The following is a 19904-nucleotide window of genomic DNA, read 5'->3' as shown; positions in this document are numbered from 1 at the left end:
TTAAGGAACCGGGCAAACCATATAAAAAGGCGGCAGGATCCTGTATCACAGGTATTTCCTGCCGCCTTTGGCGTGCCATCTTCCTTTGCCCTATGGCTTATTCTTACCTTAAACCTATTCCTTACGCTGTCAGAAAGCAATTTTCAGACACGTTCTAAGGCGTTTCATCATCTCATCCACATCCGCCTTTTCAATCACCAGAGGCGGAACAAAACGGATAATATTGGTCCCGGCGCTGATTAACACCAGCCTCTGTTCCAGCAGCGCCTTTGACACAATAGGTCCTGCCGGTACAGAGAACTCCAGCCCCTGAATCAATCCCATTCCACGGTGTCCCCTGACGCAGTCAAATTCCTTTGACAGCTCCTCCAGCTTCTCGTAGAGATAGGCGCCAATCTCCTTTACATGGTCCGTGATACGGCGTTTCTCAAAAATATCAAACACTGCGCTGGCTCCCGCCGTCACCAGTGGATTGCCGCCATAGGTGGTGCCGTGGTCGCCCGGAACCATGGCACCGGCCGCCTTGCCGCATGCCAGGAATGCACCTATGGGAAGCCCGTTTCCCAGCGCCTTGGCCACTGTCATCACGTCCGGCTTCACACCGTAATGCTGCCAGGCAAACATTTCCCCGGAACGGCCCATCCCGCACTGGATTTCATCCAGTATAAGGAGCAGGTCGTGCTCATCGCACAGGGCCCTGACTCCTTTTAAGAATTCCTCCGTGGCAGGATAGATACCTCCCTCTCCCTGGATGGTCTCCATGATTACCGCACATGTCCTGCTGTTAATCAGCTTCTTCACACTGTCCAGGTCGTTGAAATCAGCGAAGCGGATTCCCGGTACAAGGGGCTTAAAGGGCTCCTGGTAATGGGCATTGCCTGTGACGGACAGGGCGCCCAGGCTCCTTCCATGAAAGGAATGATTCATGGCAATGATTTCCCCGGTCATGTCCGGCTCCGTGTCCTCACAGCCGCAGCAGCCGTCTCCCATGGTCTCGTGAAGTTTATTATAGTGAAAGCGCTTTGCAATCTTAAGAGCGCCCTCAATGGCCTCGGTGCCGCTGTTGGTAAAGAACACCTTATCCATATGGGATGCCTTAAGCAGCTTCTCGCCCGCCTCAATGGAGGGCTGATTGTAGAACAGATTGGAGATATGGGTCAGCTTGTGAAGCTGGTCCTCCACGGCCTTTGTATACTCCTCATCCCCATAGCCCAGCGCCATGACCGCAATGCCCGCGCCAAAATCCAGATACTCATTTCCCTCTGTATCGTAGAGCTTCACTCCCTCCCCATGGTCAAATACCACAGGGAAACGGTTATACACCTTATAAAGGGCCTGTTCCGCCCGTTCCATCAACTGTTTCTCAGCCATGATAATACCTCTCGTCTTCTTCGGAATTATAGATAGCGGTTCCAATACCCTTGTCAGTAAAGATTTCCAGCAGCAGGCAATGCGGAATGCGTCCGTCCAGGATATGTACCCTGGATACGCCGTTCTTTATGGCGTTAATGCAGTTCTGAAGCTTGGGAAGCATGCCGCCTCCCAGCATTCCGCTGTCCACAAAGTTCTGGGCCTCCTCCACCGTCATCTCGGATATGAGGGAGGACTTATCCTCGTAGTCCTTATAAACGCCCTCCACATCCGTGAGGAAGGCCAGCTTTTCTGCCTCCACCGCCGTGGCAATGGCGCAGGCCGCGTCATCCGCATTGATGTTATAGCTCAGGAAGTCCTCGTCAAAACCAATGGGGCAGATGATGGGCAGAAAATCCTTTTCCAGCAAATCATATATGATTTTGGGATTCACCTCCTCCACATCTCCCACAAACCCGATGTCCTCGCCGCCGGCGTATTTCTTATGGCATTTAAGCATCATGCCGTCCTTGCCGCTGATTCCCACCGCATTGATGCCCAGCTCACTGACCAGCTGTACCAGGCTCTTATTCACTTTATTAAGGACCATCTCGGCAATCTCCATGGTGGGTTCATCCGTAACTCTGAGTCCGTTCTTAAACCGGGCCTCCATCCCCACCTTGCCAACCCAGCGGCTGATCTCCTTCCCGCCTCCGTGCACAATGATGGGCTTAAAGCCTACCAGCTTAAGGAGCACCACATCCTGAATGACCTTTTTCTTTAACTCCTCATCCACCATGGCGCTTCCGCCGTATTTCACCACCACGATTTTCCTGTTAAAACGCTGGATATAGGGCAGTGCCTCAATGAGCACGGCCGCCTTCTGCATCGGTTCCAAATTCATCCTCCCACTCCTCTCGTTATGAGCACTTAGCGCTCATATTATGAACGGTAATCCGCATTAATCTTTACATAGTCAAAGGTCAGGTCGCAGCCCCACGCAGTGGCCTTGGCATCCCCCATCTTGATGTCAGCCACAGCCGTCACCGCAGGCTCTGACAGAATCCGGGTGGCCTGTTCCTCGCTGTAGTCCACGGCCACGCCGTCCTTAATGATCTGCATCTTTCCTGCTGCGCTCTCAAAATACAGGTCCACCTTTTCCGGATCGAACTGCGCCCCGGAGTAACCCATGGCACAGAGTATCCTTCCCCAGTTGGCGTCGTGGCCGAAGATGGCTGCCTTGGTAAGGCTGGAACAGATGACCGACTTGGCCAGAACCCTGGCCTGTTCCTTTGTCTCTGCCCCCACTATCTTCACCTCAAACAGCGCGGTGCAGCCCTCGCCGTCGCCTGCCATTTTTTTTGCCAATGTTTCATTTACAATCTTTAAGGCCCGGCAAAAGGTATGGTAATCCTCACCCTTCTCTGTGATTTCCTGATTGCCGGCCAGGCCGTTTGCCAGAAGGAGGACTGTGTCATTGGTGGATGTGTCCCCATCCACTGAAATCATGTTGTATGTATCCCGGATATCCTGGCTGAGGGCTTCCTGGAGCAGCTCCTTGCTTATAGCCGCATCCGTGGTCACAAAGCTCAGCATGGTGCACATATTGGGATGAATCATGCCGGAACCCTTGCACATGCCGCCCATGGTCACAGTGTTTCCTCCCAGCTCAAATTGGACAGCCACCTCCTTGTTCTTTGTATCCGTGGTCATAATAGCCCTGGATGCGCCGGTGCCGCTCTCCAGGCTTTCGTCCAGCAGAGGAGCCATAGCCTTGACCCCTGCCGTAATCCTGTCCATGGGAAGCTGCATGCCGATGACGCCTGTGGATGCCACCAGAACGCTTTCAGCGGGAATTCCCAGTGCCTGGGCCGCTGCCCCCGCTGTCTGCCCGCAGTATCCCATGCCTTCCTCTCCGGTACAGGCATTGGCAATTCCCGCGTTTATAACCACCGCCCGGGCAGGCACTCCGTTTGTCACCTGGTTCTTATCCCATTTTACGGGGGCTGCCTTCACCACATTGGTGGTGAAGGTGCCGGCTGACCTGCAGGGCTCCTGGCTGTAAATCATGGCCATGTCTTGACGGTCCTTATACTTGATTCCGGCTGCCGTGGAAGCAGCCTTAAAGCCCTTGGCAGCCGTGACGCCGCCGGTTATGATTTTGATTCCCTTTCCTGACTCATCCATATCTCTCGTTCCTCCATTCATTTCCATACCTTTATGTCATATGGAGATGCACCGGCCTTTGCCACGGTGCACCAACCTTTCATTTTACCGTACAAACCGGGTGATGTTTTCCTCATTCAGTATGAATTCGTATGTATTCACATCCTCCCGCTCCCTCCATCCGATTCCCTGCCAGAACGCATTTCCCACCTCATTCTCCTTAAACGCAATCAGACTGATTTTGCTGACGCCTTCTTTCTGCAGGGCCTCCATGGCAAAGCGCACCATACGGTATCCGATGCCGTGTTTCCTGTATCCCGGCGCCACGCACACGTGATAAAAGCAACCGGTCCTGCCGTCATGGCCGCAGAGGATGTTTCCTATTATATGACCGTTCTGGACAGCCACCACGCTGGTAGTGGGATTCCTCCTGAGGAACCGCTCCACTCCCTCCCATGAATCGTCAATGCTTCTGATTCCAAAGCCTTTGATTTCTGTCCACAGGCCGTAAACCTGGTCGTAATCCGCTATTGTCATTTCGCGGATAAGGATATCCATCGTACCTGCCATGAGCTCATGTTTCCTTTCTTTTTCCCTCTTTTATCCTTTTGAGGGTATATCTGAACCAATACCCTGAACCATCAGGGGAAAATAGGAATCTGCTTCAGCCCCGTATTCTCCGGCAGTCCGAACATCAGGTTCATGTTCTGGATGGCCTGGCCTGCTGCTCCCTTGACCATGTTGTCAATGGCTCCCATCATCACCACCCGGTTGGTTCTGGTGTCTATCTTGAAATTCACATCTGCAAAATTGCTGCCCTCCACCCACCGGGTCTGGGGCACCACATCCTTTTCCAGGACGCGCACAAAATATTCGTCCCTATAATACTTGTCGTATACAGCCTTTACCTCCTCGTAGGACACTTTCTTTGTAAGGGATGCATAGGCCGTCACCAGGATTCCCCGGTTCATTGGCACCAGATGAGGGGTGAAGCTGATGGTTACCGGCTTTCCTGCCGCGCAGGACAGCTGCTCCTCTATCTCCGGCGTATGTCTGTGGGAGGCCACTCCGTAAGCCTTAATGTTCTCATTGACCTCACAGTACAGACTGTCCACCTTGCTTCCCCTGCCTGCGCCGGATGTGCCGGACTTGGCATCAATGATGATGGTATTAGGGTCAATGAGCCCTTCCTTTACCAGGGGATACGTGGACAGAAAGGAGCAGGTGGGGAAACATCCCGGATTGGCAATGAGCCTGGCCCTCTTCACCTTTTCCCGGTTGATTTCGGGCAGCCCGTACACGGCTTCACCGATGAACCGGGGGGATACATGGGGCAGCTTATACCATTTCTCATAAACAGACACATCCTTAATACGGAAATCAGCGCTTAAATCAATGACCTTTACCTTAGACAATACGTCCTCGTCCACCAGGGATGCGCACAGGCCCTGAGGGGTTGCGGTGAACACCACGTCCACCTGGTCTGCCAGCTCCTTCATATTATCATCCATACACGCGTCGTCCACGATTCGGAACATGTTGTGGTAGATAGATGCATATTTCTGGTCTATGTAGCTTCTGGAACCATACCATTTAATCTCTATGTCATCCCTCTGGAGCAGGAGCCTTGCCAGCTCTCCTCCCGCATATCCTGTGGAACCGATAATACCTGCCTTAATCATATCCGTATCTCCTTATATTTATAAATATTGGCTGCTGCCTTCATTATAGTCAGTTTTTCTTTAAATGAAAAGAAGCATTTCCACGGACCCTATTTCCTGGTCATCCTTCGGATTTCATAATTATACATTACAAATGCATAATATGCAACATATTTTAAAAATTATATTTAGCACTTGCATTTTATCACATAATGTTGTATATTTATGAAAGTTCAAACAGTACAGCAATCTCAGGAGGATATTAATATGAAAGAAAAAGTAGTTTTAGCTTATTCCGGCGGACTGGATACCACCGCAATCATTCCGTGGTTAAAGGAGCATTTTGGCTATGAAGTCATCTGCTGCTGCATCGACTGCGGCCAGGGCAGCGAATTAGACGGCCTGGACGAGAGAGCCAAATTATCCGGTGCTTCCAAATTATATATTGAAGATTTAGTGGATGATTTCTGCGACAATTACATCATGCCCTGTGTAAAGGCAAATGCAGTATATGAAAATAAATACCTCTTAGGCACCTCCATGGCCCGTCCTGCCATTGCCAAGAGACTGGTTGAGATTGCACGTAAAGAAGGCGCCTCAGCCATCTGCCACGGCGCTACCGGCAAGGGCAATGACCAGATTCGTTTTGAACTGGGCATCAAGGCCCTGGCCCCGGATATCAAAATCATCGCTCCCTGGCGTATGACCGATGTATGGACCATGCAGTCCCGCGAGGATGAGATTGAATACTGCAAGCAGCACGGCATTGACCTTCCCTTCTCCGCAGACAGCAGCTACAGCCGTGACAGGAACTTATGGCACATCAGCCACGAGGGACTGGAGTTAGAAGATCCGTCACAGGAGCCCAACTATGAGCACCTGCTTGTACTTGGCGTGACTCCTGAAAAGGCACCAGACGAGGGCGAGTATGTGACCATGACCTTTGAAAAAGGCGTTCCCACCAGCGTAAACGGACAGAAGATGAAGGTTTCCGATATTATCCGCAAGTTAAATGAGCTGGGCGGAAAACACGGCATCGGCATTGTGGACATCGTGGAAAACCGTGTGGTAGGCATGAAGTCACGCGGCGTGTATGAGACACCAGGCGGAACCATTCTCATGGAAGCCCATCAGCAGTTAGAGGAGCTGGTATTAGACCGCGCCACCATGGAGACCAAAAAGACCATGGCTGATAAGTTGGCCCAGATTGTATATGAGGGCAAGTGGTTTACCCCTCTGCGCGAGGCTGTCCAGGCATTTGTTGAGTCCACCCAGGAATATGTGACAGGCGAAGTGAAATTCAAACTGTACAAGGGCAATATCATCAAGGCCGGAACCACATCCCCATATTCCTTATACAGCGAGTCCCTGGCTTCCTTCACCACAGGCGACCTGTACGACCATCATGACGCAGACGGCTTCATCACCCTGTTCGGACTGCCCCTTAAGGTAAGGGCCATGAAGATGGCTGAGGTGGAATCTGCCAGGAAGGGACAGTAAAGAGGACGGGAACCAAGACGGTAAATAATGAGTAACATTATATAGCAAATGATAAATGATACATAAGCAGTGATGCATGAGTATAATACGCTTTTAAAAAATGCCCCGGAGATACGGATTTTCCATCTCCAGGGCATTTCTCTATGCCTTTGCCATATTTAGTTCATAGTCCGTGCCCTCACCGTATACCAGGCTTCAGGGTCCACCGGCTCTCCGTTTGGCAGACGAACGTCACTGATTTCCACCTTTCCTCCATATGCGTTTCCCTCCACCGGTTCATAGGTAATGGTACAGGTGAAACCGGAGGGAATCACCATGCCGCCGAACACACTGGACTGGTCTGCTCTCACCGCATCGGTCAGGTTATGTCCTGTTCCGCAATCAGATAAGCGTTAAGGGACAGCACAATATCCTTTTGGGCATCAGGGCGGATAAAATGCAGCTTCATGCTTCCGCTGGCACACTTCCCCTTCCGAATCCGGCTCTTAAGGTCCAGGACCGCCTGACGGTCGCTGCCGCTGATATATGTAAACAGATTAAGGGTCTCCCCCTGTTCCCTGTTCACATGGGCGCGTGAGAGAATCAGCCCTGAATCAGTGGTAATCATATAGGATGCATTGTCCCCGAAGGTGGTGGAATCATAGAGGGACCGGAAGGAATCCCGGCTGTAAATGCCAATCAGTATGACAGAGCCTGTACGGCAGGAAAATGCCGCCACATCCTTACCGGAAGCGCTGAACGGGTCTGAAAGCAGCACGGGTATCTCGTGCCGGCAGTGATCAAATTCTATGGGGCCGGTTTAAACTTCCAATGCACTTTGTATTATGTCTAAAGTGACTTCACGGCTGCCACAACGTTCTCAACCGTAAATCCGAATTTCTTAAAGAGCTGTCCTGCCGGCGCACTGGCGCCAAATCCCTTCATGGTGACGGTGGTTCCGTCAAGGCCCACATACCTGCCCCATCCGAAATCGCCCAGCGCCTCTACTGCCACTCTCTTACGCACTGCCTTTGGAAGGACCTTCTCCTTGTAATCCTCAGGCTGCTCCTCGAACACGTCCATGCTCGGCATGCTGACGACGCGCACATCCACACCCTCTTTTGCCAGTTCGGCCTTTGCACCTACTGCCAGCTCCACCTCGGAACCAGTGGCAATGATGATGGCATCCGGAACTTCCTTCGCGGAATCCTCCAGGATGTAGGCTCCCTTTAATGCCTCCTTGCTGGATCCGGCCAGCTGCGGCAGGTTCTGTCTTGTGAGTACCAGGGCCGTAGGAGTCTTTTTGGAAGATACGGCGCTGTACCATGCAGCAGCTGTCTCCGTGGCATCCGCCGGGCGGTATACATGGAAGTTAGGCATGGCGCGCAGCATGGCCAGCTGCTCGATGGGCTCATGGGTAGGTCCGTCCTCTCCCACGCCGATGCTGTCATGGGTAAATACATAGGTAAGGGGCACGCCCATAAGAGCGGACAGCCTTGCCATTGGCTTTGTATAATCGCTGAACACAAAGAAGGTGGACACGAATGCCCGCAGGCCGCCGTGAAGCATGAGACCATTTCCAATAGCGGACATGGCCAGCTCGCGGACACCGAAATGCAGGTTGCGTCCGGCATAGTTATCCTTGGAGAAATCGCCCATGTCAGCCATGTAGGTCTTGGTGGACGGAGCCAGGTCTGCCGCTCCTCCAATCAGGTTCGGCATCAGGTTCTTAAGCTTCTGAAGCTGCTTGCCGGACAGGCTCCTGGTAGCATCCGGCTTGTCCTCAAATGCCCAGTAGTCTTCACTGTCATAAACATCATTAGCCAGATTCGGATTATAGAATTTATCCCATAATTCCTTCATCTCCGGATATTTCCCGCAGTATTCCGCAAATAATGCGTTCCATTTTTCCTCTGTCTCAGCGCCTCTCTCAGCGTATGCCTTATAATTGGCATATACCTCATCCGGTACATAGAAAGGCTCCATGGACGGCCAGTTCAGGAATTCCTTCATGGCTTTTACATTGTCATCCCCCAGAGGCTCGCCGTGAGCGCTGGCCTTGCCCTGCTTTGCGGGGCAGCCGTAGCCAATCTGGGTCTTTACGGTGATGAAGGATGGACGTGTGGTATCTGCCTTTGCCTCCTCGATTGCCTTGCCGATGGCATCCAGATCATTTCCGTTCTCAACGGTAATCAGCTGGAATCCGAAGGCTTCCATGCGCTTCTGTACGTCCTCTGTAAATGCGATATCCGTGCTTCCCTCGATGGAAATACGGTTGGAATCATAAAATACAATAAGCTTGCCAAGTCCCAGGGTGCCTGCCAGTGAGAATGCCTCAGAGGAAATGCCCTCCATCATACAGCCGTCGCCGCCCAGCACGTAGGTAAAATGATCAACAACAGGATATCCGTCCTTGTTGAACACAGCAGCCAGATGGGACTCTGCCATGGCCATGCCAACTGCCATGCCCATGCCTGCGCCCAGCGGGCCTGTGGTGGCCTCAACGCCTACTGTATGGCCATACTCCGGATGTCCCGGTGTCAGGGAATCCATCTGACGGAAATTCATCATATCCTCTTTTGTAAGGCCGTAGCCGAAAAGATGAAGCAGGGAATACAGCAGTGTGGAGCCATGGCCTCCTGAAAGAATGAAACGATCCCTGTTCTCCCATCCTGGATTCTTAGGATTATGGTTCATATGTTTTGCCCACAGCTCAAAGGACATGGCTGCGGCTCCCAAAGGAAGTCCTGGGTGGCCTGATTTGGCTTTCTGTACAGCATCTGCTGCCAGAACGCGGATTGCATTGACTGACATGGTATCAATCTGATTCATAGTTCCCTCCATTCCGGTGCCCCCAAAGGGGCCCACGCATCATAGATGTTATTTTTTTACCAACTGCCCTTTATTATACCAATTCCATCCATACAGGGCAATACTTTTTCTCGCAAAAATCAGTGCAACATTTTGCGGTTCTATGCGTTATTATGCAAATTTAAAAACAATTGTTATAAAAAGATTATAATTTAAACACATTTTTATCACATTTTAATTTTAAAACTGTTTAGTGAGTATATTATAAAAAACTGACAGGAGGACACATTCAGTGATTGAAGTTAAAAATCTTGTGAAAGATTACGGCGGCCATCTGGCAGTGGACCATTTAAGTTTCCGGGTGGAAGACGGCCAGATATACGGTTTCCTGGGCCCTAACGGCGCCGGGAAGTCCACTACCATGAACATCATGACCGGTTATCTGGGCGCCACAGAGGGCCAGGTCATCATAGACGGCCACGACATACTGGAGGAGCCGGAAGCCGCAAAAAAACGCATCGGGTATCTGCCGGAGATTCCGCCTCTGTATATGGACATGACCGTGGACGAATACCTGGAGTTTGCGGCCTGTATTAAAAAACTGCCGAAACCAGGGCGTATGGACGCCATACAGGAGGTCATGGACCTGGTTAAAATCACGGATGTCAGGAAACGGCTGATCCGAAACCTGTCCAAGGGCTACCGGCAGCGGGTGGGCATGGCCCAGGCCGTTTTGGGAAAGCCCTCTGTCATCATCCTGGATGAGCCTACCGTTGGACTGGACCCCAAACAAATCATTGAGATACGGGATATGATAAGAGGTCTGGGCAAACAACACACCGTCATCCTGAGTTCCCACATCCTGTCCGAGGTAAGTGCTGTTTGCGACCATATCATGATCATTGCCCACGGAAAGCTGATTGCCAGCGATACTCCTGAAAACCTGGAACAGCGGTTAAAAGGCGCCGCAGGCCTGGAGCTGACGGTAAAAGGCAGTGCGGAGGCACTGAGGCCTGTGCTGGAGGAAATTCATGGACTGTCCATAGAGCGTATGGAGGCTGGCAGCGAGGATGGCACCTGTGTTGCGAATCTGCAGTTTGGCGGGGGCGGAGATACCATTGATTCAGACAGCGCCGAGTCTCCCGACCAGGAAACAGATATCCGCGAAACCATTTTTTACGCCTTAGCCAATCACCGCCTTCCCATCCTGTCCATGGCTCCCTCCAAGGCATCCCTTGAGGAAATATTTCTGGAGCTGACAGAGGACTCCCCAAAATCCCGGGAGGACAGCGGTGGCACAGACCCCACAGACCAATCAAAGGAGGAGGATTCCCAATGAGAGCTATCTATAAGCGGGAGCTGAAATCCTATTTCTGCTCCATGACAGGCTATGTTTTTATTGCTTTCATGACCATGTTCATGGGCATTTATTTCATGGTCTACAATATGATTAACGGTTACCCCTATTTTTCCTATACACTTAATTCCATCCTGATGATACTTATGATTGCGGTGCCGATTCTGACCATGCGGAGCATGTCGGACGAACACAGGGCACGGACCGACCAGCTGCTGCTGACCTCCCCCGTATCCGTATGGGGTATTGTCATGGGAAAATTTCTTTCCATGGTCACTGTTTTCGCCGTCCCCATGTCCATCGCCTGCCTTTGCCCCCTCATCATCCGAAGCGCCGGGACCGCCTATCTGACAGAGGACTATGCATCCATACTGGCCTTCTTCCTTTTGGGATGTGTCTACATTGCCATTGGGCTTTTCATCTCTTCCCTCACGGAAAGCCAGCTCATAGCCGCTGCAGGGACCTTCGGCATACTGCTGCTCAGCATCCTCTGGCCAGGGCTTTTAAACTTTATACCGGTTACCGCAGCAGGTTCGCTGGCCGGTTTTCTCATTCTGTGGACCCTTGTGTGTTTTATCATATACCGGCTGACCGGCCATATTCCCTTTTCCCTTGGACTGGAAGCAGCCGGGGCAGCAGTCCTTATAGGAATCTTTTTGGTGAAGCAGAGCATGTTTGAACGGGCCCTGACCGGACTTCTGGGAAAAATCGTCCTGACAGACGTATTTGACGGCATTGTCAGCAGCCATATGCTGGATGTCAACGGTCTTGTCTATTATCTGAGTGTGGCCGGTATATTGCTGTTCCTGACTGTTCAGTCAATCGAGAAAAGAAGATGGAGTTGAATCATATGACCAGAAAATTTAAAAAAGGCAGCTATATGGCACTGTTCACCCTTGTGGTCATTGCCGCTGTCATTGTACTCAACCTGATAGTGGGAAAGCTTCCTGCCAAATACCTGAAACACGACTTAAGTTCCAGCAAAATCCTTACCCTGGGTGATACAACCCGGGACATTCTCGCACAGCTGGACAGAGACGTTACCATACACATCGTAGCTGATCCCAACTCCGTGGATGAAAGGATACCATCCTTTGTAAATCTGTATAAAGACCTTTCTCCGCATATTTCGGTGGAAGCCAATGACCCAGTGCTTCACCCGGACGTACTTGCCTTACTGGACACAGAACCCGGCAACCTGATTGTATCCTGTGAGTCCACCGGAAAAAAGACTACCATTTCATTTGACGATATAATCCAGTTTGACCCCATGGTTTACTACCAGTACGGGCAAATCAAGGAAACAGCCTTTGACGGAGAAGGACAGATTACCAGCGCCATCCGCTATGTCACAAGCGATACGGCTGCTGCTGTATATACTCTGACCGGACACGGCGAGGCTGCCCTCGCATCAGCCGCAGCAGATGCCATGGATAAATCCGGCATGAATGTAACCGAACTGAATCTGCTCACCCAGGGAGCCATTCCCCAGGACTGCAGCCTTCTCATCATGAATGCCCCTGCCAGGGATATCTCCGCGGATGAAAAAGAAATGCTGACTGATTACCTGAAAAACGGCGGCCGCATGCTGCTCCTTGCAGGCTGTACCCAGGATACCCTGGCCAATCTGACCGATTTCATTTCCCAGTACGGAATGGACCTGAAAAATGGATTTGTGGCTGACCCGGCTCCCCAGCATTTCTACAACAATAATCCCTTTAATGTTATTCCGGATTACGACTTTGCCAGCAGCCTTCTCTCAGGAATCGACTCCTCCGCGGCAGCCCTTCTGGTCCAGCCCGCCGGAATGACCATACAGGAAAATCCATCGGAGCACATTACGATCCAGCCCTTCCTTACCACCTCTGATTCCGCGTTTCTGGCGGACCCTCTCACACAGGAGAAGACGCAGGGGGCCTATGTGCTGGGAGCTGTGGCCACGGAAACTGTAAACGAGGAAGAGGGCACATCCTCCATGCTTACCGTTATCACGGCGCCAAGCATGATTGATGATTCCATTCTGTCACGTTTCCCCAGCATCACCAACCTGACTTTGTTCATGAACGCCGCGACCAATGGACTGCCCGGAGTAACGCCCCTGTCCATCCCCGGCAAAAGCCTGGATATTACCTATAATATGGTAACATCCGCCGGACTGTGGAGCGCGCTGTTCATTATTGTGATTCCGGTCATTTTCCTGGCTGCAGGCTTTGTAATCTGGCTGAAGCGCCGGAAGCTTTAAAACATACTGGCATGTATCGCACGTAAGTGACCATAATACGGTCACTAAATGCTCATAACGAGGAGGTTTGACATGAAGAAACATATACGGCCAATGGTTCCCGCTCTGGGAGCCCTGGTCCTTCTCTGCGCTGCCTATGGAGCCATCACCTGGCAGCAGGGGAGGAATGCCAAAGCACAGGCTCTGTCTCCGGAAAACGACTCTGTATATATGACTGACCTTCCGGAGCTATCTTCCCTGTCCTGGACAAAGGATGACAAAAGTCTGTCTTTTACCCTGGAAGGCGGCACCTGGTACTATAAAGGGGATAAGGACTGCCCTATCCGTCAATATCCACTGACTACCCTGGCGGATACCCTGTCCCACTTAAAAGCAGAACGGAAGTTAAAAGGCGCGGATTCTCCGGAAGCATATGGCCTGGATAACCCTTCCGTGCGGTTTGATACCGTTTCCCCTGACGGTTCCTCCCATACCATACTGCTGGGAAGCCAGGTTCCCGGTACCGGGGGTGCGGGCTCGGACGGTTCCCAGCCCCCTGCCCAGTACTACGCAGCCATGGAAGGGGACAGCCAGATTTATACGATCGGCAGTTACCTGACCGAGACAGCTGCCAAGGGTCTTTACGATTTTGTCGAGACAGAATCCCTTCCCCATGTGGCGGGCGCCGACATCCGGGAAATCACTGTTTCCAGGAACGGGCAGACCAGCCAGTTCTGTAAAAAGGCCGTGGATGACGCGGGCAATATAGCCTGGTACAAGGATTCTGCGGCGGACGAGTCCAACCGCCTGGATGACAATGGCGCTCTTAATAATCTGGCGGATACCATAAGCGGTTTGTCATTCCAGTCCTGCGTATCATATAAAGCCAGCGATGAAGAATTAAGCAGCTATGGCCTGTCTGATCCAACTATGACTCTTTCCTGGACCTATGAAAGCGGAGATACGAATGGCGGCCTGACATTGTTGATTGGAAGTCTCACCGAGGATGGAACCGGCTACTATACCAGAAAGGATGATTCCAGAGCTGTAAACCTGATATCCAAAGAGGCGGCAGTGCGTTGCCTGAATGCTGCCTACCCAAAGTAATGTGAGTCATATATGAGGTTGTGTCAAATTATGAAAGGGAAACAACACTGCATGCCTGCCTGTTGTCTCCCTTTTTTAATAAATACCTGTTCTGATATATGGATTGCCCTTAAGCCCCTTCCCCGCGCTCCCCCGTATCTTTGTCATGAAGCACAAAGTGGTTCTTCTGAAAATCCAGTATCCCCTCAGCCCGCATCTTACTCAGCTCGCTGGACATGGCGCTCCGGTCCACACAGAGATACTCAGCCAGCTCCTGGCGGTTATGGGGTATGTCAAAATCTCTTCCCCCTTTTGCCATGGCCTGCTCTGACAGATAGGATAAAAGCTTTTCCCTGGTGGTCCTGCGGCACACATGCTCCAGCTTATTTTCCAGCTTCACATTATGCTCCGACACCAGACGCAGCATGTTGTGTATGAATCTGGTATGGAAATCACAGGCCAGGGGACAAAATGTAATCATACGCTGGTAATTGAGGAACAGGGCCTCGCATCCTCCCTCTGCCACCACGCTCACCGGCAGCACCGGGGTCCTGGCGCAGGAATAGGATTGGCCAAAGAGCTCCCCTTCCTTTATATGATATATGTGTTCCTGATGTCCCCAGAAATTCTCCTGGATGACACATGCCTTTCCCCTCAGCAGAACCAGCACCGTATTGACGGATTCTCCCATGCGGAAGATGTATTCCCCGTCCTCATAAAGCACCTGCTCCGAGGCACAGCATTTTAACAGAGTATAGAGCTCGTCATCATTAATGCCGTAAAATAGCGGAGATTTTTTCACAAGAGGCAGCCATTCCTCCATATTCGCCCTTCTTTCCGTTGTATTTACAACTCTTTTGCTGTAAATATTATATAATCAAGAGATTTTTCCGTCAAGAGGGATTTTATGTGAGATAAAATCTCATATCATATTACTGGGCATCATCCATTCCCAGCTGTTTTTTATATATCCCAATGACTTTTTTCATAGCCCCCTGTCCAGGAGCTCCTATGGTAAGGCGCTTCTCCACGCAGGTCTTCATGCTGATGGCCTCATATACGTCCTCCTCAAACACCGGACTGATGGCCTTGTACTCTTCCAGGCTGAGATCATCCAGGGCAATTCCCTTGCTGATGCACGCAAGTACCAGCTGTCCCACGATGCCGTGGGCATCCCTGAAAGGCACTCCCTTGTTCACCAGATAATCCGCCGCATCCGTGGCATTGGTAAAGCCGTTCTTTGCACTGGCCTCCATTACCTCCTTCCGAAAGCTCATAGAGGAAATCATGCCTGTGAACAGAGCCAGACATCCCTTTACCGTGTCAATGGCGTCAAAGGTAAGCTCCTTATCTTCCTGCATATCCTTGTTGTAAGCCAGAGGTATCCCCTTCATGGTGGTCAGCATGGACACCAGGGCGCCGTATACGCGCCCGCTTTTGCCGCGTATCAGCTCTGCGATGTCCGGGTTCTTTTTCTGAGGCATGATGGAACTTCCTGTGCTGTAGGAATCATCAATCTCCACAAAACGGTACTCGTTGGTATTCCATATTATGATTTCCTCGCAGAACCTGGACAGGTGCATGGAGATAGTGGACAGAGCGCTGAGAAGTTCAATCAGGTAATCCCTGTCAGCCACTGAATCCATGGAATTAAGGGTTGGTCCGTCAAATCCCAGAAGCTCTGCCGTGTATTCCCGGTCCAGAGGGTAAGTGGTGCCTGCCAGAGCCCCTGAGCCCAGGGGACAGTAATTCATGCGCCTGCGTATATCCTTAAGACGGGAGCGGTCCCTGGAGAACATCTCGAAGTAAGCCCCCATATGATGGGCCAGGGTAATTGGCTGGGCCTTCTGAAGATGGGTGAAGCCAGGCATGAAGGTGTCCGTATTCTTCTCCATAACTGCCAGCAGCTCTTCCAGCAGTTCCTTCACCAGCGCTTCGATGGCGTCAATCTCATCCCTGGTATAGAGCTTCATGTCCAGGGCTACCTGATCATTACGGCTGCGTCCTGTGTGAAGGCGTTTTCCCGCCTCTCCAATCCGCTCAGTCAAGGTTCCCTCCACAAAGGAATGGATATCCTCATATCCGGAATCGGATGATATAGTCAATTTGCCATTATCCAGATCTTCCAGAATGCTTTCCAATCCGCGGATAATATCATCTCTGTCCTGTTCTGTAAGGATTCCATGCTTTGCCAGCATCTTCACATGGGCAATGCTGCCCCTGATGTCCTGACGGTAGAATTTCTGGTCAAAGGAAAGGGATTCGTTAAAATTGTGTACCAGCTGATTGGTTTCTTTCGTAAAACGTCCACCCCATAATTTCATGGCTCTTATCTCCTTATTTCTCATTTTCTTTTGTCCTGTTTTCCTGTTTGCTGCCGCTCTCTTTTTTCTGACTCTTTTTGTTCTCTTTGTGGTTCTTTCTTATGCTGTATCCGCTTACCGCACGGTCCTTTTTCTTCCTCCGGCTGATTCCGGCCAGCACAGTGACTCCCAGGACAGCCGCGCTGACTCCGGTAATCCACGCCCCGGTCCCAAGTCCTTCCGGTTCATAGGAAAAACTGATTCGGTGGGTCCCTTCGCTGATATCCACTGCCAGAAACGTGTCAAACATCTTCCGCGGCGCCGCGGCCTTGCCGTCCACCAGGATAGTCCATCCCTTATCATAGGGAATGCTGGTATACATAACGCCTGCCGTATCCGCTGTAATGCTGCCTGACAGCTCCGTATCCGTCCACCTGGACAGCACCATGGGATTCCGGTTCATTTTCCCATAAACAGCCTCCAGGGCCTGAGGGTTAAAACGCCACACCTCTGCCTGCAGAGTCGGGCTGCCGTCATCCCCTGCCTCCAGGCGCACCTCCACATCCTTATTGATGCGGCCCAGCTCCATGAAGTAGCCCCGGTCCACATTATCAAAGCTCTCTGTCTGCTCTCCGATTACAGCCGTGACCTCCTTCACCTTCTTATTGGTCACATACACGTAGTAATCTCCGGTCTCTTCGGCTGTAAATGTAAGTTTCCTGCCCTCTGTAACGCTTTCGTTGGGCAGCAGCACATGCTCAGTATCCAGCACATCGCAGAGATCGTTTTGGACATGGGCCGGGTTCCCGGAATCCATTATCCAGTTACCCTCCACATCCGATGGCAGCAAGAATGCCACGGGCAGGGTAAATTTATTCTCGTACAGCCACATGCTCCCTTTTCTTGCGGACAAATCTCTGAGTCCATCGGCAGGCTGCTGGTCCCCATATATGCCGTACCGCACGGACAGCAGGCTGTCCACCAGAGGGGTGCTTCCTGCAATGCTGTAGGCATTGGTGGAGCTCTCACACCCCATTTTGCGGAAGAAATCCGACAGCGAGGCATTGGCTGTGGATGAAAACAGGGATACGGACGGGAAATTCATCCAGGCGCCGTCATTCTTTGTCTTTCTGTCTGTCTTTTCCACACGATAGAAGGTATCTGACTTAATATTCCACACCAACTCCTCCACATCCTGGTTATCTTTCACGTAGGCGGTCCTGCTGGTGGTAGGGATGCTGGTCACCGCAGTATTCACGGCAGCCTCAATGGCAATCACGGCCAAGGCAGTGAGAAGAATGGCATCCAGACTCCATTTTCCCTTGTGGTACAGGTAAATCAGACCTCCATATACGGCAATGAACAGGAGCGCCACATAGAACACGGAGAAATGGTATTGTTCCGGATTATTCACCAGCTTCTCTGCCAGCAGCACAAAGGAAACAGCTCCCCAAAACGCCAGACATACCGATTTCCAGGACGTATCCTCCAGATGAATGTAGGCATGGTAACACATGAACAGCATCAGCGCAATATAAATGAAGGACTGGCGGCATGGAAGACTGTTGGGATAGTGGAATCCATGCCAGATGAAATTCAGCACATTCACGGAAAAGCTGGCATAAAACAGAATCAGCATGGTGCAGTACACCGCCTTTTCCCTGAAGGTAATCTTCCTGCTTCCCAGATATAAAAGGAAGAACATGAGCACCGCCGCACCGCAGTATATATTCGGCCAGTGGTCCAGCCCTATCTCGGTTCCCACATTTCCTATATGACGGGCAATCATATCAAAGATGGAAAAATAGGAGGAAAATGTCTTAGGAAAATCAAAATCCCCTGACGCGGTTACCAGCAGCGCATAAATTTCCGGCAAAAGCACCACCGCGGCAAGACCGCCTGCCAGAAGGGAATAAAAGGCAAAGCGCAGCCCTGTTCCCATAAACGCTCCAAAGCTCTTTGGCGGATTGAGTATCATCTGGGCAATCACATAAATAACCATGAAAATGCAAATCATGATGGAAATATAGTAATTGGAAAGGATAGAGAGGCCCAGGGTGATACAGTAAAGCGTCCCCCTCTTCTCCTTCACCAGCTGCTCCAGTCCCAGAAGAATTATCGGAAACAGCATGATGCAGTCCAGCCACATGATGTTCCAGCTGTAGGCAGCCATATAACCGCTTAGGGCATAAAAAATACCGAAAAAACCCACGCCGAAATTATTAACTCCAAAATGTTTCTTCAGATACCACGAAAGGCTGAGACCGGACAGTCCTGTCTTGAGAACAATGAGGATGGTCATGAACTCAATGATGAACTTTTTCGGGCATAGTATCAGAAGCCAGTTCACCGGGCTGGCCAGATAATAGGCATAGAGCGCTGAAAAATTCACCCCCATGCCGATATCCCAGCTGTAGAGCAGGCTTCCCCCATGGGTCAGCTTATACTGGAACTCTGAAAAAAACGGGGCATACTGATGGTACATATCCGTCCTGAGAAAGCATTCTTCCCCAAATGGAAAGATACCTCTCTGGGCAAATATGATAATCATGGCCACCACGGGGACAAAAAATGCTGCCACCAGACCGTCCGAAGGCTTTAACAGCCGAAGGCCGCGCCTGTTTCCTGTCCGTAACATCCCTGTTTCTCTCTTATCGTACTGCTGCCTGTCCTGTCCGGCAGTCTCATTCTCTTCTTCCATTCCGTATTCGTCTTCCTCTGATGTATATTCGTCTGATGTGTACTTATCTAATGCATAACTGTCCGCTGCATAATTATCTGCTGCATATCCATCCGCCGCATAACCATCCGCTTCATAATTATCTGCTGCATAATTATCCGACGCATCCTCTTCCGGATCATATTCCTCTGATGTCATCTTCTCCCCGCCGGAAACCGGCTCCTTTGAAAGCGCTTCCTCCCGGGCTTTATCCTGTATGGTCGGTTCCGGCTGCACAAGCTTCAGGATTGCGTCAAGCTCCCGTTCAACCCGTTCTATCTCTTCACGTTCCATCACAGTCACCTTTCTCTATTCAGGCTTATTCTTGAATATCCAGAGTTTGCTGAAAATATAGTTCAGTACCATGTTGATTACAGAGGATGTGAATTTGCAGAACAGCTCATACAGCATTCCCCTGTCACCGCCTAATTTTACCATGACCACCATGAGCACCCAGGTAACGGCTCCTGAGAACGTCCGGGCCGCCACAAATGCTCCCACCTCCTTCACAAGATAGGAAGGCCTCAGATTATAATTGCGGAACACAATAAGCTTGTTCACCACATAGGCAAACAGCACAGCCGCCAGCCATGACATGGCCTGGGACAGGCCTACGCCTATCTCAATCTTCCTCAGCAGGGCGTATACCGCAAAATCGACTGCCGTGGTGAGAAACCCGCATATAATGTAGCTTATCGTCTCATAGTTAACACATTTTTCCCATATTTTACGTAACATCTTCTGCTCCTGC

The 19904-nt window shown here is 51.0% G+C and carries 17 protein-coding genes; 5 read left to right on the top strand and 12 right to left on the bottom strand.

Annotated elements, in window-relative coordinates; genetic code table 11:
• Positions 1-129: 129 nt before the first annotated feature.
• The 5 genes from LA360_RS25140 to argC form a co-directional block, all read right to left on the bottom strand.
• Positions 130-1371 (bottom strand): aspartate aminotransferase family protein, encoded by a 1242-nt coding sequence (locus LA360_RS25140; RefSeq protein WP_089775426.1) that lies wholly within the window; start codon positions 1369-1371, stop codon positions 130-132.
• Positions 1364-2254: an acetylglutamate kinase gene (gene argB, locus LA360_RS25135; protein WP_002588321.1), complete on the bottom strand. Its 891-nt coding sequence runs from the start codon at positions 2252-2254 to the stop codon at positions 1364-1366. The genes LA360_RS25140 and argB overlap by 8 nt, the downstream gene beginning before the upstream one ends.
• A gap of 38 nt (positions 2255-2292) precedes the next feature.
• On the bottom strand, positions 2293-3537 hold the full coding sequence (gene argJ, locus LA360_RS25130) for a bifunctional glutamate N-acetyltransferase/amino-acid acetyltransferase ArgJ (protein WP_022203198.1): 1245 nt from the start codon (positions 3535-3537) through the stop codon (positions 2293-2295).
• Between the two features lie 84 nt (positions 3538-3621).
• A complete protein-coding gene (locus LA360_RS25125; protein ID WP_022203199.1) occupies positions 3622-4086 on the bottom strand; it encodes a GNAT family N-acetyltransferase in 465 nt (154 codons plus the stop codon).
• Positions 4087-4157: 71 nt separating this feature from the next.
• On the bottom strand, positions 4158-5198 hold the full coding sequence (gene argC, locus LA360_RS25120; protein ID WP_089775428.1) for an N-acetyl-gamma-glutamyl-phosphate reductase: 1041 nt from the start codon (positions 5196-5198) through the stop codon (positions 4158-4160).
• Positions 5199-5444: 246 nt separating this feature from the next.
• On the opposite strand from argC, the gene LA360_RS25115 reads away from it, so the two are divergent.
• A complete protein-coding gene (locus tag LA360_RS25115; protein WP_022203201.1) occupies positions 5445-6677 on the top strand; it encodes an argininosuccinate synthase in 1233 nt (410 codons plus the stop codon).
• 158 nt (positions 6678-6835) lie between these two features.
• Here the strand turns inward: LA360_RS25115 and LA360_RS25110 are convergent, their stop codons facing one another.
• From LA360_RS25110 to tkt, 3 genes are all read right to left on the bottom strand, one after another.
• Positions 6836-7027 (bottom strand): hypothetical protein, encoded by a 192-nt coding sequence (locus tag LA360_RS25110; RefSeq protein WP_225537695.1) that lies wholly within the window; start codon positions 7025-7027, stop codon positions 6836-6838.
• A gap of 8 nt (positions 7028-7035) precedes the next feature.
• Positions 7036-7434 (bottom strand): hypothetical protein, encoded by a 399-nt coding sequence (locus LA360_RS25105; RefSeq protein WP_022203202.1) that lies wholly within the window; start codon positions 7432-7434, stop codon positions 7036-7038.
• Between the two features lie 71 nt (positions 7435-7505).
• A complete protein-coding gene (tkt, locus tag LA360_RS25100; RefSeq protein ID WP_089775430.1) occupies positions 7506-9488 on the bottom strand; it encodes a transketolase in 1983 nt (660 codons plus the stop codon).
• Between the two features lie 271 nt (positions 9489-9759).
• Here tkt and LA360_RS25095 point away from each other — a divergent pair, with 271 nt between their 5' ends.
• From LA360_RS25095 to LA360_RS25080, 4 genes are all read left to right on the top strand, one after another.
• The gene (locus LA360_RS25095; protein ID WP_089775432.1) at positions 9760-10806 is read left to right on the top strand and encodes an ABC transporter ATP-binding protein; all 1047 of its coding nucleotides are present in this window, start codon (positions 9760-9762) and stop codon (positions 10804-10806) included.
• The gene (locus LA360_RS25090; RefSeq protein WP_022203205.1) at positions 10803-11669 is read left to right on the top strand and encodes an ABC transporter permease; all 867 of its coding nucleotides are present in this window, start codon (positions 10803-10805) and stop codon (positions 11667-11669) included. Before LA360_RS25095 ends, LA360_RS25090 begins: the two co-directional genes overlap by 4 nt.
• A gap of 5 nt (positions 11670-11674) precedes the next feature.
• On the top strand, positions 11675-13066 hold the full coding sequence (locus tag LA360_RS25085; RefSeq protein WP_089775434.1) for a GldG family protein: 1392 nt from the start codon (positions 11675-11677) through the stop codon (positions 13064-13066).
• 72 nt (positions 13067-13138) lie between these two features.
• Positions 13139-14152, top strand: coding sequence for a DUF4340 domain-containing protein (locus LA360_RS25080; protein ID WP_089775436.1), 1014 nt, complete (start codon positions 13139-13141; stop codon positions 14150-14152).
• A 109-nt stretch (positions 14153-14261) separates the two neighbouring features.
• Here the strand turns inward: LA360_RS25080 and LA360_RS25075 are convergent, their stop codons facing one another.
• From LA360_RS25075 to LA360_RS25060, 4 genes are all read right to left on the bottom strand, one after another.
• The gene (locus LA360_RS25075) at positions 14262-14954 is read right to left on the bottom strand and encodes a Crp/Fnr family transcriptional regulator (protein WP_089775438.1); all 693 of its coding nucleotides are present in this window, start codon (positions 14952-14954) and stop codon (positions 14262-14264) included.
• Between the two features lie 109 nt (positions 14955-15063).
• Positions 15064-16455, bottom strand: coding sequence for an argininosuccinate lyase (gene argH / locus LA360_RS25070; RefSeq protein WP_112483534.1), 1392 nt, complete (start codon positions 16453-16455; stop codon positions 15064-15066).
• 13 nt (positions 16456-16468) lie between these two features.
• The gene (locus LA360_RS25065; protein ID WP_089775440.1) at positions 16469-19447 is read right to left on the bottom strand and encodes a YfhO family protein; all 2979 of its coding nucleotides are present in this window, start codon (positions 19445-19447) and stop codon (positions 16469-16471) included.
• A 15-nt stretch (positions 19448-19462) separates the two neighbouring features.
• Positions 19463-19891, bottom strand: coding sequence for a GtrA family protein (locus tag LA360_RS25060; protein ID WP_022203211.1), 429 nt, complete (start codon positions 19889-19891; stop codon positions 19463-19465).
• Positions 19892-19904 lie beyond the last annotated feature (13 nt).

This window comes from Enterocloster clostridioformis, assembly GCF_020297485.1.
In the GTDB taxonomy this organism is placed as follows: domain Bacteria; phylum Bacillota; class Clostridia; order Lachnospirales; family Lachnospiraceae; genus Enterocloster; species Enterocloster clostridioformis.
The sequence above is the reverse complement of the archived record's forward strand: the minus strand, read 5'-3'. Positions and strand labels throughout refer to the sequence as shown.